The sequence below is a fragment of the Capnocytophaga cynodegmi DSM 19736 genome (assembly GCF_000379185.1).
GTDB lineage: Bacteria > Bacteroidota > Bacteroidia > Flavobacteriales > Flavobacteriaceae > Capnocytophaga > Capnocytophaga cynodegmi.
The window spans coordinates 201,068-217,481 of record NZ_KB900704.1 but is presented as its reverse complement, the minus strand read 5'-3'; the positions used below and the strand labels follow the sequence as shown (position 1 = coordinate 217,481).

The following is a 16,414-nucleotide window of genomic DNA, read 5'->3' as shown; positions in this document are numbered from 1 at the left end:
TAAATAATTTGTTAAGTGATTAAAAAATTATTTCTGATTATCTTTTTCTCCATTACCTACGGGAAAGAAAAAAGCCATAGGGTTTTCTTTAAAACGAATCCAAACGGATTTAGTTAGGTTCTTTAACTCATAAAGAGGAACTTCACGTGAGCGTAAAGCTATCCACAGAGATAATGAAAAACTAACAATAAAATTCCCAAATCCTATGATGAAAATACCAATAATTGTCCAAACTAATATGTTTAAAGTTACCTCAAATCCAGCTCCGAACAAACCTAAAGCTAAACTTCCACTTGCGAATGTAATGTGACGAATATCCAAATCTAATCCTAAAAATGTTCCTACAACACCAGTACAACCCATAAAAAAACCAAACCAAATGTTAGAAATGATTCCAGGCCATTTTTTTTGCATCCAACCAGAAATTTTTATCATCTTTTCCTTACCAAAAACTCCTTTTAATACGGGGTGTTCCGATAATCGATAGTAAAAATTGTTGAAGTTATTAACACTTGCCACATTTCCTGCAATAATTCCAGAAAGAAATAGAAAAACCCCCGCAATACACGAATGCAGAAAAACAGGCGTTTGGCGTATATCCAATTCTGCCAGTAATTTATCACTTTTTGATTCAGCTAAGTTGTAACCTGTTAGATAAAAAAGCCCCCAAATAAGTAGTAAACTTACGGGAAAGGCTGCTAAAACGTTTCCTGCAAAGGCGATAAATTGTGAACGGAAAAGCTTTGTAAATAATGCCGAAAATTCTAAATATTGCTTTTCTTTTTTCTTTTTATCGTTCGTATTTAGGTTTTCTAAGGTTTTGGCAATAGTTGAAGCCGTCATAGCGGGTTGTTTGGTGGCTAATGTTGCTCCAGCTAAATAAATGATTACGAATCCAATAGCATAATTCAAACTATAATTCAATGCATAAATGAATTCACTTGTGTTTAATTTGGATAAAAATAATTTTGCTAAACACATAAATCCCACAATAACACCACCCCACAATGCCGTTTTGAACATACTGAAATATTCTTTGCTTCCAGAAGTAATGTAATGTTCTCCCGTTTTTCCTGTGTAATTTGTAATTTCGTAAGTGATATTGTAAACACTATCATTTATTAGTTTACGAACGTTATTTTTTTTAGCATTGGTCTTTACCAAATTCAAATAAAACTGAATTGTTTTTGTTCGTTTCTCTTCTTCGTTGCTGATAAACAAGAAATTATAAAGTTTTCGTATTCGTTGTATTTGCTGACGAATCAGTAGAAGAGTTTGATTAACACTGAACGAAATTCCGTATTTAGATGTGTTGTTAACTGCTTGTTCTACAAAGTTTTCACATTGCTCGGAAAGAATGTTAAGTTGTTTATAATCCAACTTGTATTCCTCCATATCCAAATAGGCTTTGTTTTTGGCTTCCATATTTCGATGTATGGCATTGAGCTCTTCATCAATGGCAATAAAAGGGCTTTCAAGTGATGAATATTCTGGAACCATACGCATTACATCAGTTTGAAGAGCAAATCCACCCATTCGTTGTGAGAGAATCATCATTGATAACAAAATCTCTTTGGAAGTGGCTTTGTCTTTGGAATCATCATAAAACGTTGGCAAAGAAAGCACATCGAAAAGAGTGTGCCAGTCTTCCATAGGAACAGACTTTAGCCAAACAAAATCTGAAGATTTGTAAAATATTTGATTCAGAACATATTGTATGCTATTGTGTGAAGGCTGGTCTGGAATAAGTTGATGAGAAAGTCGGCGACGAAGCTCTTTGAAGAAAGAAACGCTGCTGAGCAAACCAGCATCGATTAAAAGATTGGTTTTCTCTTTTTTTGAGAAAACAGAATACAACTTTTGAGTTAAAAACGTTGCCTTTGCTTTGTCTTCACGTATTTCAGAAAGTAATTCTTCAATTCGGACAATGGGTGTTTTGGGAGTGTATTTTGTTCGGTAATAATAGACTAAATCAAAGATGAAATCAATGTCTTCAAATTCAGTAGCAGACATATATTTTTCAAAGATTTCACGGATTGATTGATGACTTCGCTTTATTGTTAGCATATATTAAGATTTCATTTTTAGTTGGCAAATATAACAAAAAAAGTAGAAACTATAGTTGTTATAAACACACAGAAAAAATTGAAAATCTTTGAATTAAAACAGATGAACGATGGCTAATTTTAGAAGAATATCTTTTTATTATCGACAAAAAATAGTGTAACTTTATTGGCTATTTTAGTAAATAATCAATAAAAATAGAAGGCTGTGTAAATTCTTTGTATTTTTACACAGCCTTCTTAGGAATAAAATATTATTTATCAGAAACCAAGTAACACGAAACTAACCAGTGATTTTGTTGGTCGCCTGTGTTGGCTGTTGCAGGAATTACAATTTCCAAAGAGTGAGTTCCTTTTTTTAAATTGCCAAGTTTTACACTTTCAGGAACCACTGAAGAGCCTGGGCACCAATTGGAACGCGATAAATCGGAAGAAGCTAAACGTTCTTCAACAGCTTTTTTAACGCGTTCATAATTTTCATTGTAAGCAATTGCAGTGTCTTTCTTTGTCCATACTCCTGATGAAGGGTTAAAACGTCGGAATGAAGCACAATCATCACGCCAAGGGATAAAATCAATTACTTTTTTTGTGTCAAAATACACTGAATTATTAATTTTTATAAATTCGTCACCACCTGAATGCCCTCCGTGACCTGTAGTTATATAGTATAATTCAGTGTTTTTACTATCTTTTTTTAGATTTATAGTGTGTTTTAGGCTTGTTTTAGCAAAAAGGTCTGGTATTTTTTGTCCGTTTACATAATAAATTGTATTAATCAAAGGGGTTACTACTTTTTTAGGTCGAGGTCTACCAGAATATGTTAAAGAAACATCGGCAAGGTAACCTTTGTCAGTCCAAGTATCAATCCAAATTCCGATGTAGAATGTTCCTGTAAGCAGAGATTCCAATTGAGAAACATCTTGTGTCCAAACCACTTTTTCTTCCCATTTTGGAACAGAAACAGGACGATAATACCGCATTCTTGGATATTTTGTTTCATCACTGTAATGCCCTACGCCAAAAGGAGTCATAAATCGGAGTACCTCGATGGGTAGATCGTATCCAGTAACTGATTTAATTCCTTGATAATCATTATTGTGTCCGCTTTCGGAAGGAAGTTTTCTGCTGCCTTGAGCTACATTGATAACATTTATTAAATCTTCATTTTTAAAAACAAAACAAGAGCCTGATTTGTCCCAAGTATCTCCATTAGAACGAATTGTAACAGAAACGGAAACATCTGTACCTTTTCGATATTCAGGAACTGTAACTTTTTTTACTAACAATCGTCCTTGTTGTAAGCGAATAATTCCTGAGGAAACTTCTCCTTTTTCGGAAAAATTGACAAGTGCATTTTCAAAAACTTTGATAGTTTTAGCTTCCTGTGCGGAAGAAGAAATTGTAAAAAGTAAGGCTAAAGCCCTCAAAATAAGTTTTTTCATATGTAAATTAATTAGTTAATCAAAAATGATTGCCAAAATTACGAAAAAAGAAGTTCTTGTCGAAAAAAAGTTTTTATTTTTGAAGCAATTTCTTAATATTTTATATATAAGTAAAAAAATAAAAACACGACTTAACTGCCGTGTCTTTTTAGCTTTATCCGTAAAATGAACATTTAAAATCTCGGGTTTTTTAGTTGAAAATCCATTTATATAATCCTGAAAAAGTAGTTATTATAAGCCATATCAACACGAAAATTAATATTAATACGACAAAAACTCCAATGGTTGTCCATAATGCTCGTCTGTTAACCTGTTGAATGACTTTTTTATCATCATTTACAAATCCGACAATCAGTTCAAAATTGTGTTTATAAGAACGATGCACAAAATCAAGAACAATTCCTGCATACGGGATTAATCCTACAAGTATGTCAATCAGGGAATTAAGTAAAATAGCCATAGTCAATCGGTAAGATTTTACCTTAACAATAGCCACATACAGAAACGAATAGCTAAAAAACTGAGTTGCAATATCTCCCACGATAGGAATCAAGCCTATCAATCCATCGAGATGATAGTCATCCATCCATTTTTTTGTATTTTTAATGATTTGATAATGGGTACTTTTCTCTATCTCAAGTTTTTTTAATTCTTTTTTTCGCGTTCTATGATTTTCTTGCAAACTTAAACTAATTTTATTGTTATTTTATTGAAAATTCCTTTTATTTTTTACATCTTTATCAGTAAGTGCAATTTTTATTACTTCGTCCATTTCAGTAACATAATGAAAGGTAAGTCCTTTAAGATATTCTTCTTTGATTTCCAAAATATCCTTTTCATTTTCTTTGCAGAGAATAATTTCTTTTATTCCAGCTCGTTTTCCGGCCAAAATTTTTTCTTTGATTCCTCCAACTGGAAGAACTTTGCCTCGCAAGGTTATTTCTCCAGTCATTGCTAAGTGTTTTTTAACACGTTTTTGAGTGAAAAGAGACATCAAAGAAGTGAGCATCGTAATTCCTGCACTTGGTCCATCTTTTGGAGTAGCCCCTTCAGGAACGTGAATATGAATGTTGTAATTTTCAAATAATTTATAATCAAGTTTGTACGATTCTGAATTTGCTTTGATATACTCCAATGCAATGGTAGCAGATTCTTTCATTACTTGTCCTAAATTTCCCGTAATGTTCAGTGTCCCTTTTCCTTTAGACAGAGTAGATTCAATAAAGAGAATATCACCTCCAACACTTGTCCAAGCTAAGCCAGTCACCACACCAGCAACACCATTATCCTCGTATTTATCTCGTTCCATTCGAGCTGGACCCAATATTTTGGTTATGTCGTCGAGCGTAAGTTTTACATTATACTCTTCCTCTAAAGCGATGGACTTGGCTCTATTTCGAACTACTTTTGCTATTTGTTTTTCGAGTCCTCGAACTCCTGACTCACGTGTATACCCTTCTACAATACGCTCAATTTCTTTCTTTCCTAACTGAATATCAGAAGACTTTAATCCGTGTTCTTCAATTTGTTTTGGAAGTAGATGTCTTTTTGTTATTTCAATTTTTTCCTCAATGGTATAGCCTGTAACATTAATGATTTCCATACGGTCACGAAGAGCTGGTTGGATACTTCCCAAATCATTGGCTGTTGCAACAAACATCACTTTGGATAGGTCATAACCCATTTCAAGGAAATTGTCGTAAAATTCCTTATTTTGCTCAGGGTCAAGTACTTCTAACATAGCAGAAGAAGGGTCACCTGAGTGATGGTTACCTAATTTGTCAATCTCATCGAGTACAAAAACAGGATTCGAGGTTTTGGCTTTTTTAAGAAGTTGCAAAATACGTCCTGGCATTGCACCTATGTAAGTTTTCCTGTGCCCGCGTATCTCTGCTTCATCACGTAGACCTCCAAGCGACATACGCACATATTCCCTATTTAATGCTTTCGCAATAGACTTTCCTAATGAAGTTTTTCCAACACCTGGAGGTCCATAAAAACACAAAATGGGCGACTTCATATCATTACGCAACTTCAATACAGCCAAATATTCTATAATTCGGCGTTTGACTTCTTCCAATCCATAGTGGTCTTGGTCGAGAATTCGTTGAGCTCGTTTTAGGTCAAAATTATCTTTTGAGAATTCATTCCAAGGAAGCTCTAAAATTACTTCCAGATAGTTACGTTGAATTCCATAATCAGGACTTTGCGGATTTGTTCTTTGTAATTTGCTTAACTCTTTTTCAAAATGTTCTCCGATTTTCGTGTCCCATTTTTTTGTTTTAGCCTTTGCTCTAAGTTCATCTATTTCAGCTTCGTAGGATACGCCTCCCAATTCTTCTTGAATGGTTCGCATTTGTTGTTGCAAGAAATAGTCTCGTTGTTGTTTGTCCAAATCGAAACGTACTTTCGACTGAATATCATTACGAAGCGTTAATCTTTGAAGTTCTACATTCAGATATTTTAATACAGCTAAAGCTCTTTCTTTCAGGTCGTTTATCTGTAACACTTCCTGTTTTTCTTCAACAGAAGCATTCATATTTGATGAAACAAAGTTTATCAAAAAAGAGTTGCTTTCAATATTTTTGATAGCAAAAGTAGCTTCCGATGGCAAGTTAGGATTTTCGCGAATAATTTGGGTGGCTACATCTTTTACAGAATCAATAATGGCGTTGAATTCCTTATCCTCCTGAGGCGGTTTTGTTTCTGTTACTTCTCTGGTTGTAGCTGTTATGTAAGGTTTTTCTTCTAAAATAGTATCTATTTCAAAGCGTTTTTTTCCTTGTATGATGATGGTTACATTTCCGTCAGGCATTTTTAAAACTCTCAGAATACGAGCCACTGTACCCAGATGGTAAATATCTTCACCTTTTGGAAACTCCACATTTTCATTAATTTGAGCAACCACACCAATAGTTTTTGAGCCTTCATTAGCTTCATTAATTAACCTGATAGAAGCATCTCTCCCTGCTGTAATTGGAATTACAACTCCAGGAAATAAAACCATATTTCGCAAGGGCAAAATAGGCAACGATTGAGGCAATGATTCATTCTGTATTTCCTCCTCATCTTCAGGTGTCATTAAAGGAATGAATTCTGCATCACTATCTAAGGATTCTGGCGAAAAGCTGTCAAAATTTCCTATTATCATTTCTATATTATTTATACGTGTCATTATGTCAGGATTGTTTGAATGATTCTGACAAATGAAAATTGTTCTACTTAAATAAATTTCTGTACATCAGTTTGTTATTTGTGTTTTACTACAAATAAACATATATATCTTGCAATTGTTATGCCAATGATGAAAATAGAAAAAGATACGATTTTTTAAAGTTTTACTGTGGAAGAAAGTTAATAGAAAGAAGCCATAGCTTCATAGAAATCTACTTCGTCTATGCCCATATTTTGGCAAATCCATTTTGCTCCTTCTATGTTTATAACTTCTTGTGGTTGAATATTTTCTAATAGGAGCTGCCCTTCATCAGTTGTTAAGAATAATGATTTTCCATCTGTTTCATAATGAGGTGTTTTGTATTCCAACTTCCGAATTGGATTTTCAGAAGTTTCAACGATGTTTTTTAACGAAGAATCTTCCTTATTGTAGATTAAAATTCCTCCTTTGGTAATGCTATCAATAAAAGAGCTATATTTTTCAGAATTTTCTTCGAAAGAAATGTCTGAAATTAAGGCAACTGTAGGTTGATATGAGAGAAATTTTGCCTGAAGATTGTCATTTGTTATGCTATTTTCGTTACCTTCAATCAATGCAAATTCACTATCTTCTACAATTTGAAAATTCTTTTCATCTATCTTATTTTCAATAAAAAAGCTGATAGGAATATCGTGGAAATTCATTGTGTGCAACACCATTTTAAGAATGTTTTTCTTGCCTTCATTTCCTGCTATGACAACTCGAGTTTTATTTTTAAAATATTCACGAATAAACTCAGGATAAAAGATAGTTTTTAACCCTAAACTATTGGCTTTTAATATATCTGGGTGAATTTCTGGTAGTTCTGTACTTACAACAACAAGGTCAATTTTTGAGTTTATTTCCTCATTTTTTGATGTAACTATATCTGTTTTTGAAAGTTCAGACATTAAATTCTGTAATAAAATATCTTCATTAAATATGAAATGTACTCGCATTTTTGATGATTATAAAGAATAAAAATATTGGCAAAAGTAACTTTTATAATCTATTTTACAAAACAGGGTTTGTTATAAAAATAAACATATTGTTTTAAAGCTATTTTATTTGCAATTTTATATCTGTTTTTCAAAAGATAACCTATTTCTGTGTTTCAATATTCTTTAAATAAAGAAGAAAAGGATATGAAAATGGAAGATTTGCCTATAATGTGATATCCAATCACTTTGATTTTTTTGTTAAATTTACTTGAAGTATTTGGTTTTAATGTTAATTTTTATACATTTGCACCGCATATTAACTCAATTGAAAGCATAAAAATACTATGAAAAATTTGTGTAATTCACATAAAATCAGTATATTTGTACGTGCCTTAGCACAGCACAGCACAGCACAGCACAGCACAGCACAGCACAGCACAGCACAGCACAGCACAGCACAGCACATAAACAGCTAAATAATAATATAATATATAAAAGGTGTAAATCCGCTTGATGGAGAGGAATCTCTGTTGAGCGGATTTTTATTTTCTTCGAACTATAACAACGTAAAATCTACAAGATATGGCTTTTGAAAATTTAATTCAGGTATCTTTTACTGATGAGGAACTTGGTAAGATTGATGCAGCTCTTCAAACTATTGAAACCGTACTGAAAGGCAAAACGGTGAACCTAACCCCCGATGAGCGTAGGCAGTATGGCAGTATCGCTGAACAGAACAAACTTTTTGTAAACAAATGTAAGGAGTTGATGGAGCAGTACCCGCAATATGTGCCGAGTTTTTTAGATAAGGAAGAATACGACCGTGATTTTCTGGCTCGTACGCAGATTGAAACTCGTTTACAGCGACTTGAAAACCTTGCCGAACAGCTTTCGGATACCAAAGTGTTGCTTGACCACGATAATTATTTCAATTCGCTTAGTTTTTACCGAAATATTCGATTTTTAAGCAAAGAGAATATCCCAGGGATTAAATCCATTTGGGAGGCTTTAAGTCAGTTTTTTAGGTCTGGAAAACGCACAACTAAGTAATATAACTGCCAAAATAGGGTTTCTGGAGCTATAAAATGCGGTTCTGAACTGGTAATTTGGGGTTTTGTAGTAACAAAAAGAGCTTCTGGATTGCTAAATTGGAGTTCTGAACTACTGTTTATAGTTTTTTTTAGGGGGTAAATATGGTTTTTAACTGATTAAATGCGGTTTTGAACTGCTAAAAATGGGTGTTGAACCCTAAGAAATAGAGAAAAATAATTAAAAATTATATGATGAATAACACTTATTTATAAAAATTGTTCTTTATTCATTGTATAATTGTTCATTAAATATTTGTTCATTGAAAAAAGGCGTAATCCGAAAAGCCTGTAATAGAGTAGGGGTGATTTTAAATTTTTAACAAATGAAAAATATATCGTTTATAATTATTTTCTTCTTTTTTTCTTTAAATGTATTGAATGGACAGGAAAAAGAAGATGTTTTTCAAGAAATAAAAATAACTCCTGAAATGCTATACATAGCAATAAACCATCATAAATATCCTGATAAGATTTACTCAGCAACTATAAATGAAATGGATTATCCGAAGTATATAGAGGGAAAAGTTCCATCAAAAATTTATCAAAGAAGTTTAGAAGAACTAAAACCTTATGAGAAAGAATATCAGGAATATATGGTTCATTATGAGGAAAAAAAAGGTAAATATGATGAAATTAAAAAAATTTCACTAATAATTGATGAGTACTTGAATTTGAGTTCAAAAGACAAAAGAAATAAAAAAGAGGAGTATATGAAGAAAGTTCAAGAAATAGCTGATAAACATTCTTTTCCTTCTCAATTCAAAACTATGAATCCACAAACAGGGGGTTGGATTACTCATCTTCTAAGTCCCTTGTATGAAAATGGTAAAGTGAGAGGGAGTGTAAGTTTGTTAGGACTTTATAAAAGATACGTAGACCAACTAGAATTCAAGGCACCATCTGAAAATTATCAGGTTAAAACCTATAAAAGAAAATTGACAGAATTGGAGTCAATGAGTAAGACAGAGAAAGGGATTATACTGTCACCAACAACAATACGAGAAAAGGTTATTCAGGTAGATACTGTTCCTTTAAAGTATAACCAGCTAAATGGTACTTTCATTATTATAAATGACTATTGTAAAATTGTAGAACATTTCAAAGTAAAACCTAAATTGTATGAAGTACTTTCATCTAATGATATTAGTACATACAAGTATGATGTGAATCCACTAGTACGGTTGAATGATAGAGAAGTTTATCAATTAATACAAGAAAAGGAAACTGATAAATTTTATGTCATAGAAGGGGGGAGACTTTTGAATTTTATAGAGGGAGAACAAAAATCAAAAAAGCATGTAGTTTTTGTAAAATCAACAATTACAAAAATTGAGCAATTAGCAACAATGAAGCGTGATGGGCAATTTTCTGATGAATTATCCAGAAAAAGAATGATTGGAATGTATCCTATAGAGAGTATAGAAGATGAAGTAGACTATGAAAAGGGAAGTTATATGAAGCTAAGTTCTGTAGCTCCTACAGAAAAGTTCGAAATAATTATAAATTCTTCTTCTAATTATGATTCAGATATCATTGTTAAGAGTGTGAAAACTGGGCAAATGTACAGACTTTGGGGACAAGCTTATTCCTTTATCAACAGAGCTAAAACAGGAGATGAGAAGGAAGGTTTTGGTCGTCTAATGAAAGAATTACCCAAAGAGCTAAATGTTGAAGAAAAGAAAGTTCTACAAAACTATCGTTCTTTGCTAGCAAAAGCAAGTATAAAAATAGCTATTTTAGAGTCAATACAAAAAAAATACACAAAAAATGGAAGATTTTACTCTAATGCAGTAACTTCCCCTGATAAAGAGAAAATATCTAAAATACTTTTAGAAATACGTGAAATAATTGAAAACATTAAAGATATCCGTAAAAATCAAGACCCAGAATCTGAGGTACTTCAACATTTAACACGTAAGGAACAACAGACCTATTATGGTATCCAAAATGGATTGAGTCATTTTTAATTAACGTGAAAACAATTGAAAGGTGAATGTAACAGAATTTAAACCAGAAGTAGCGGAAAACTTAAATTACTATGTCTATCGGCTTATTGACCCTCGTAATAGCAAAACATTCTATGTGGGGAAAGGTAAAGGAAACCGCGTTTTTAATCACATAAAAACAGCTTTATCATTTAATGAAAAAGGGGATGACGCTGTTAGTTTGAAATATGATAAAATTAGGGAAATTCAAAAAGCAAAATTTCAGGTAAAGCACATTATTCATCGTCACGGAATGAGCGAAAATACAGCTTTTGAAGTGGAAAGTGCTTTGATTGATGCTTATGGTGAAGATGGTGAATTAACCAATTTAGTAAGAGGTCATAAGAGTGATGATTTTGGAATGATGACATCCGAACAAATAGAAGAAAAATACACTGCTGAAGAGGCTGTTTTTAAGCATAATATGATATTGATAACTATTAATAATTATAACCATGAAGTAGATGATATTTACCAAAAAGTTCGTTTTTCTTGGAAACTGAGTATTAAAAGAGCTAGAAAATCAGAGTATGTTTTAGCTGTGAAGAATGGTATTATTATAGGTGTTTTTAAGCCTTTGGAGTGGAGAGAGGCTACCAGAGAAAACTTTCCTGATTTTGATCACGAAGTCCCTGACAGAGTTGGGTTCGTTGGCGAAAGGGCTTCCAAAGAGGTACAAAATCTATATTTAAGAAAACGAGTCCCCAAAGGATTTAGTAAAAAAGGGAGTGCCAATCCCGTACGATATACGTAATATACAGCCTGAATATAGAAGGGACTAGTAAAATCATTGCCTCCAAATTGTATAACTTTTGGAGGTGTTTTTATTTACTCATCAAAAAAATCATCGTCATCATCAATTTCGTTGAGTAGATTGTCAATAGCACGGCGGTCTTTTTTAGTGGGTCGTCCTTCGCCTTTTTGTCGGTAATATTCTTGTGCAAGTTTTTGTATTTCAGCTTGTTCAAAGGCTTCTTGGGGAGTTAAATCGTGTCGGTATACATCCACTAACTTCGCTCCAACTCTTGAAAGGGGAATATCCAAAACCTTTAACTCATAGTTAATCTGATTTTTGCGGACAACAATTTTATCCCCAACGAAAACTTCTCGTGATGGTTTAACAGTCTCTCCATTAATTCGTATATGTCCTTTTTTACAGGCTTCGGTAGCGATATTTCGTGTTTTAAAATAACGTACACACCACAAGAATTTGTCAATCCTCATAAAAATCTTTGGTATTAAATATTTATAAAGTATGGTGCAAAAATAATATAATTTCGTATCTTGCACCCTCAAAAAAATATAATTTTTGTATGATAAGAAAAACTATATTAAGTATCAGTTTGTTATCAGTATTGATGGCAGTTTCTTGTAAAAAAGACGATGATAATGAGAAAAAGATAACTCCTCCTCGTGATGTGACGGAGGTACGAGACGAAAACGAGGCTTCAATCGTGTCGTATCTAAAAACACATTTCTATAAGTTTGAAAATAATGAAGTTATATTAGATACCATCGCAGGGAAGAATGCAAAAGAGGCTTCTTTGTTTGAGAAAGTTAAAAACATAGAGCTTGATGTTTATGATGCAAATAACAATAAAGTACGTCATAAGTTGTATTATCTGCCTGTACAAGAGGGTAGTGGACAAAAATCAACCGTTGCAGATTCTGTTTTCATAGCTTACAAAGGACAATTGCTAAACGGAAAGGAATTCGATAGAACTATAGGTTATACAAAATCCAATTGGTGGGATTTGCTTGGCACCAGAAGCGAAAGAAATAACGGAAGTGTTATGGGATTTAGAGAGGCGGTTTCATTGTTAAAAGATTCAAAATCAGGAGTGATTTCTAATACCGATGGAACACTAAACGTCCCAAAAGATGGTGGAGTAGGGGTCTTCTTTATGCCATCGGGTGTAGCTTATTTTAGTTCGGCAACTTCAAAAATTCCTGCATATTCTCCGTTGATATTTACAATACATTTAATAAAAACCAGAAATGCAGACCACGACGGAGATAATATTCCTTCTATTAAGGAAATCAAACGTGATGATTATGGGATAGTTACATTGCCAGACTGCGATAAAGATGGTATTCCAGATTATTTGGATAAAGATAAGTGTAAATAAAAAAAGTAGAATATAAACACATAAGATGAGAGTTTAGTCTCTTTTTCTTATGTGTTCTTTTTTAGAGAAATGAGAAAACAAATTCCTAACATTATTACGCTATTAAATTTGTTTTGTGGCACAATAGCTGTTGTTTTGGCTGTTCAGAACAAACTGGATTGGACTTTCTTTTTTGTGGCTTTAGGTATATTTTTTGATTTTTTTGATGGATTTTTTGCACGTCTTCTGAATGTAAAATCTGATTTGGGATTGCAGTTGGATTCTTTGGCGGATATGGTAACTTCAGGAGTGGTTCCTGGCGTGGGAATGTTTCAACTTCTTTCAAAAAGTAATTTTGTGCTTCAGAATAATGGTTTGTTTGCAGAAATATTTCCCTATTTTGGATTTTTCATTACTTTGGCTTCAGCTTACAGATTAGCAAAATTTAATATCGATACCCGTCAAACAACTGGTTTTATAGGTTTACCAACTCCTGCTAATGCGTTGTTTATCCTGTCTTTACCAGTAATTTTACAATATCATTCTACTGATTTTCTCGAAAATATTTTGCAAAATACGTGGATTTTGACTGGGATTACTCTCTTGAGTAGCTATATGTTAAATGCTGAAGTTCCATTGTTTGCATTGAAATTTAAAGATTATTTATTTCAGAATAATAAGATAAGGTATATATTTTTGATAATAAGTATATTAGGTTTGTTGTCTTTTAAACTTATCGCTGTTCCTGTAATTATTGTTTTCTATATTTTTATTTCTATCTTTCAGGACAAATATAGCAACAAGCTATGACTTTAAAGGTTCTATTATAGCGTGAGGCTGAAAAATATAAATTTTTCTCGTCTGTATTTCCATACATTCGTAACATTTAATTCTTTTTTTGCCTTTTTGAAAAACTCTTCCATCTTGTGTGCGAAATATAGCTCCCATAGGTAATTCAAAGACAAAATTTTCCATTTCCTCTTTACTGTCAAAATCTTTTAGAGCAATTGATAAAACGGGGTCAATATCACTACTTGCGGACGGATTTTTAAAATGATTGGCGACAATCCCTAATAGTTTCTGCGGAAAAATATCAGGAGAAATGAAAGGCAACATCAACATACGAAAAGTGTATTTCCACTCGTTTCCGTGGGGTTTTATTTGTTTACTAAATTTTTCAAAAGCTACTAAATGAGCAATTTCGTGAATAAGTGTGATTAAAAAGCGATACTTGTTGCTATTAGTGTTTATGGTTATAAGATGTTGTCCGTTAGGTAGTTGTCTGTAATCTCCGTGCCTTGTTTTTCGTTCATTTACAATTTTTAGATGTATTTTATGTAGTTTGATGAGTTCAAAACAAGGTAAAACCGCATTTTCAGGTAGATATTTTGCAAGTATATGTTCCATTTCGTTAGAAGAAAGATACAAAAAATTGATTAGTAGGTCATTACCAAGAACTTAAATTCAAACGGATTGAAGTTTTCAATCAAATTAGGGATAAAATCTGTACCTTGCTGTATGTAAAAATCTGAGAAATTACAATAACGTTCTTGTAATGAGTTATTTGGAAATAGCTCATTTTTCAGAAGAATTGTGCGTTGTATTTCATCAGAAAATTTTCGCTTTTGAGCTTTAAGTAGTCGTTTTTCAAGATTTTCTAATCCTTTTAGTTGCTTTACTTCTTGGGCTTTGACGGCATTTTTAAAAGAAGCATCTGTTTTTTCGGCAATTAAATATAAGTCTGAAAATTGTTTTTGTAGAGCGTTTTTCTGCTGAGTGAAATCAATCGGAAACTCGCTAAGTTCTCTGACTTTTTTATCTTTTAAATCTTCCGTTTTCAGAAATAAATCTGTTATAGAAACATTCAGTTTTTTTATTTTATTATACTGATTTTTAGATACTAATAAAGCTGAATTTCGAAGCATCAATATTGGAAAAGGAATCTTTTCTATTTCAAAAAAACGTTTGAGTTCCAGCCAATAAGCAATTTCTCCACCTCCGCCGATATAAGCCAAATTAGGTAAGATAACTTCTTGATACAGAGGTCGCATAATTACGTTTGGAGAAAAACGTTCAGGATAATTTTCTAATTCCTCAAGAATTTCACTTTTACTAAAAAAAATGTCTGTTTGATGAACTTCAAATCCATTTTCAGAGGCAACAATGCGATTTCTACCATTTTCAGTAAGGTAAAATAGATTGATTTCACGTGGATTTACTTGTATAGGATACGTTTTGTTTTTGTCTTCAAGTTCTGAAATAGTTTTTGTAACTTCTTGATAAGCAGTGTTTTTGAACAAATCGTTTTTAATGTAAGGAATAAAAGATTTTTTAAGTTCGTGATGATTTCCATCTACAACTACTACGCCATATTGTTCAAACAGAGCGTTTACTAAAAAACGAGTGGCACAAGCAATATTATTATGTTCTAAATAACTGGATTTGAATAGATTTTTCAGAAAATCAGCATTTTTTCCAACACCAATTGAACTTTCAAATACCTCAAAAACTTTTTCTAAAGAATCAGTTTTGAATGCTCCCGTCATTCCCTTTTCTGAGCTATTCCAGTACAGACTTTGGTTTTGTAAATGAAAATGATTAATTTCCTCAAAGTCGTGATCTTCAGTAGCCATCCAATATATTGGAACAAAATTAAAATCAGGATATTTTTCAGAAAGAATTTTGGCTGTATTGATTGTGGATACAATTTTGTATATGAAATAAAGATGCCCAGTAAAAAGACTCAACTGATGCCCCGTTGTAATTGTAAATGTATTTTTTTTACCCAAAAGCTCAATATTTTCCAATACTTTTGAAGAGGTTTTCATTTCAGAATACTGCTCTTTTATGGAATTAATCAACCGAACTCTTGCTTCATTGCTAAAGCTATTTTGCTTTTCTTCAATTTGTTTTTTGAAGTTTGAAACGCTCGGAAAGTGATTATAAAAGCTACGTAACTCCTCTTTTTCAAGTACATAGTCACTCATAAGAGAAGAAAAAAAGTGAGTTTGTTTCAACGGGATTTGGCTTACAATCATATATTTATTAATTATGTTGCAAAAATATTAAATTTATCAATACAGAGTAGTTATTTAAGAAATATTTTTACGTAAATCGAGATATTAGATGTTAATTTTTAATTTTTATCAGTATGTGAAAATAAAAAACTTAAAATGTTTGTATAATTGAAAAATAAAATTACTTTTGCAAAAAAATTCAATAGAACAAAAAATTAATACCAGAGGAATTATGTATTGGACATTAGAACTTGCATCATATTTGAGTGATGCACCTTGGCCTGCAACCAAAGATGAATTAATTGATTATGCAATCAGAACTGGAGCTCCAATGGAAGTTGTTGAGAATCTTCAATCTCTTGAAGATGAAGGCGATATGTATGAGTCAATTGAAGAAATTTGGCCAGATTATCCTTCTGATGAGGATTACTTTTGGAATGAAGATGAATATTAATGTGTTTTGAATATAAAGGAAAAGTCTCTTGAAAGATAAGAGACTTTTTTGTTTTTAATAAAATCCTGAATTTTTGTCAGTTTTCCTAAATATGGTACACTTATTGGGAAATTCTGGCAG

At 32.3% G+C, this 16,414-nt stretch carries 15 protein-coding genes; 7 read left to right on the top strand and 8 right to left on the bottom strand.

What is annotated here, in order from left to right; all coding sequences use genetic code 11:
• Nucleotides 1–27 precede the first annotated feature (27 nt).
• From YW9_RS0102170 to YW9_RS0102145, 5 genes are all read right to left on the bottom strand, one after another.
• On the bottom strand, nucleotides 28–2,067 hold the full coding sequence (locus YW9_RS0102170) for a hypothetical protein (protein ID WP_018278539.1): 2,040 nt from the start codon (nucleotides 2,065–2,067) through the stop codon (nucleotides 28–30).
• Between the two features lie 250 nt (nucleotides 2,068–2,317).
• Nucleotides 2,318–3,505, bottom strand: a complete 1,188-nt coding sequence (locus YW9_RS0102165; protein ID WP_018278538.1) for a PNGase F N-terminal domain-containing protein — start codon at nucleotides 3,503–3,505, stop codon at nucleotides 2,318–2,320.
• 190 nt (nucleotides 3,506–3,695) lie between these two features.
• Nucleotides 3,696–4,091: a DUF4112 domain-containing protein gene (locus YW9_RS0102155; protein WP_052456961.1), complete on the bottom strand. Its 396-nt coding sequence runs from the start codon at nucleotides 4,089–4,091 to the stop codon at nucleotides 3,696–3,698.
• 120 nt (nucleotides 4,092–4,211) lie between these two features.
• Nucleotides 4,212–6,656, bottom strand: coding sequence for an endopeptidase La (gene lon, locus YW9_RS0102150; protein ID WP_041997365.1), 2,445 nt, complete (start codon nucleotides 6,654–6,656; stop codon nucleotides 4,212–4,214).
• A 203-nt stretch (nucleotides 6,657–6,859) separates the two neighbouring features.
• Nucleotides 6,860–7,657, bottom strand: coding sequence for a Mur ligase domain-containing protein (locus tag YW9_RS0102145; protein WP_018278534.1), 798 nt, complete (start codon nucleotides 7,655–7,657; stop codon nucleotides 6,860–6,862).
• Between the two features lie 326 nt (nucleotides 7,658–7,983).
• Between YW9_RS0102145 and YW9_RS13765 the strand changes: the two genes are divergently transcribed.
• From YW9_RS13765 to YW9_RS0102130, 4 genes are all read left to right on the top strand, one after another.
• Nucleotides 7,984–8,115 (top strand): methyltransferase, encoded by a 132-nt coding sequence (locus YW9_RS13765; RefSeq protein WP_081615882.1) that lies wholly within the window; start codon nucleotides 7,984–7,986, stop codon nucleotides 8,113–8,115.
• A gap of 106 nt (nucleotides 8,116–8,221) precedes the next feature.
• Nucleotides 8,222–8,689, top strand: a complete 468-nt coding sequence (locus YW9_RS0102140) for a hypothetical protein (RefSeq protein ID WP_018278533.1) — start codon at nucleotides 8,222–8,224, stop codon at nucleotides 8,687–8,689.
• A gap of 364 nt (nucleotides 8,690–9,053) precedes the next feature.
• On the top strand, nucleotides 9,054–10,697 hold the full coding sequence (locus YW9_RS12405) for a hypothetical protein (protein WP_018278532.1): 1,644 nt from the start codon (nucleotides 9,054–9,056) through the stop codon (nucleotides 10,695–10,697).
• Nucleotides 10,698–10,719: 22 nt separating this feature from the next.
• Entirely contained in the window at nucleotides 10,720–11,469 is a 750-nt protein-coding gene (locus tag YW9_RS0102130; protein WP_018278531.1) for an LEM-3-like GIY-YIG domain-containing protein, read from the top strand.
• 74 nt (nucleotides 11,470–11,543) lie between these two features.
• Here the strand turns inward: YW9_RS0102130 and YW9_RS0102125 are convergent, their stop codons facing one another.
• A complete protein-coding gene (locus YW9_RS0102125; RefSeq protein ID WP_018278530.1) occupies nucleotides 11,544–11,939 on the bottom strand; it encodes an RNA-binding S4 domain-containing protein in 396 nt (131 codons plus the stop codon).
• A gap of 89 nt (nucleotides 11,940–12,028) precedes the next feature.
• Here YW9_RS0102125 and YW9_RS0102120 point away from each other — a divergent pair, with 89 nt between their 5' ends.
• Together YW9_RS0102120 and YW9_RS0102115 are read left to right on the top strand one after the other, a co-directional pair.
• Nucleotides 12,029–12,844 (top strand): FKBP-type peptidyl-prolyl cis-trans isomerase, encoded by an 816-nt coding sequence (locus tag YW9_RS0102120; protein ID WP_026193748.1) that lies wholly within the window; start codon nucleotides 12,029–12,031, stop codon nucleotides 12,842–12,844.
• 69 nt (nucleotides 12,845–12,913) lie between these two features.
• Nucleotides 12,914–13,633 (top strand): CDP-alcohol phosphatidyltransferase family protein, encoded by a 720-nt coding sequence (locus YW9_RS0102115; protein ID WP_018278528.1) that lies wholly within the window; start codon nucleotides 12,914–12,916, stop codon nucleotides 13,631–13,633.
• Here the strand turns inward: YW9_RS0102115 and YW9_RS0102110 are convergent.
• Together YW9_RS0102110 and bshC are read right to left on the bottom strand one after the other, a co-directional pair.
• Entirely contained in the window at nucleotides 13,628–14,230 is a 603-nt protein-coding gene (locus tag YW9_RS0102110) for a SprT-like domain-containing protein (RefSeq protein WP_018278527.1), read from the bottom strand. The genes YW9_RS0102115 and YW9_RS0102110 overlap by 6 nt on opposite strands.
• Before the next feature lie 29 nt (nucleotides 14,231–14,259).
• Nucleotides 14,260–15,861 carry a bacillithiol biosynthesis cysteine-adding enzyme BshC gene (gene bshC, locus YW9_RS0102105; protein ID WP_018278526.1) on the bottom strand — a complete coding sequence of 534 codons (1,602 nt, stop codon included), beginning with the start codon at nucleotides 15,859–15,861 and terminating at the stop codon, nucleotides 14,260–14,262.
• Nucleotides 15,862–16,072: 211 nt separating this feature from the next.
• Here bshC and YW9_RS0102100 point away from each other — a divergent pair, with 211 nt between their 5' ends.
• Nucleotides 16,073–16,294, top strand: coding sequence for a DUF2795 domain-containing protein (locus tag YW9_RS0102100; RefSeq protein ID WP_026193747.1), 222 nt, complete (start codon nucleotides 16,073–16,075; stop codon nucleotides 16,292–16,294).
• Nucleotides 16,295–16,414: the final 120 nt, after the last annotated feature.

Excerpts from the sequence above, each read along its gene's own strand:
- YW9_RS0102170 (WP_018278539.1), bottom strand. The coding sequence starts at position 2,067 with ATGCTAACAATAAAGCGAAGTCATCAATCAATCCGTGAAATCTTTGAA.
- YW9_RS0102165 (WP_018278538.1), bottom strand. The coding sequence starts at position 3,505 with ATGAAAAAACTTATTTTGAGGGCTTTAGCCTTACTTTTTACAATTTCT.
- YW9_RS0102155 (WP_052456961.1), bottom strand. The coding sequence starts at position 4,091 with ATGGATGACTATCATCTCGATGGATTGATAGGCTTGATTCCTATCGTG.
- lon (WP_041997365.1), bottom strand. The coding sequence starts at position 6,656 with ATGATAATAGGAAATTTTGACAGCTTTTCGCCAGAATCCTTAGATAGT.
- YW9_RS0102145 (WP_018278534.1), bottom strand. The coding sequence starts at position 7,657 with ATGCGAGTACATTTCATATTTAATGAAGATATTTTATTACAGAATTTA.
- YW9_RS13765 (WP_081615882.1), top strand. The coding sequence starts at position 7,984 with ATGAAAAATTTGTGTAATTCACATAAAATCAGTATATTTGTACGTGCC.
- YW9_RS0102140 (WP_018278533.1), top strand. The coding sequence starts at position 8,222 with ATGGCTTTTGAAAATTTAATTCAGGTATCTTTTACTGATGAGGAACTT.
- YW9_RS12405 (WP_018278532.1), top strand. The coding sequence starts at position 9,054 with ATGAAAAATATATCGTTTATAATTATTTTCTTCTTTTTTTCTTTAAAT.
- YW9_RS0102125 (WP_018278530.1), bottom strand. The coding sequence starts at position 11,939 with ATGAGGATTGACAAATTCTTGTGGTGTGTACGTTATTTTAAAACACGA.
- YW9_RS0102120 (WP_026193748.1), top strand. The coding sequence starts at position 12,029 with ATGATAAGAAAAACTATATTAAGTATCAGTTTGTTATCAGTATTGATG.
- YW9_RS0102115 (WP_018278528.1), top strand. The coding sequence starts at position 12,914 with ATGAGAAAACAAATTCCTAACATTATTACGCTATTAAATTTGTTTTGT.
- YW9_RS0102110 (WP_018278527.1), bottom strand. The coding sequence starts at position 14,230 with ATGGAACATATACTTGCAAAATATCTACCTGAAAATGCGGTTTTACCT.
- bshC (WP_018278526.1), bottom strand. The coding sequence starts at position 15,861 with ATGATTGTAAGCCAAATCCCGTTGAAACAAACTCACTTTTTTTCTTCT.
- YW9_RS0102100 (WP_026193747.1), top strand. The coding sequence starts at position 16,073 with ATGTATTGGACATTAGAACTTGCATCATATTTGAGTGATGCACCTTGG.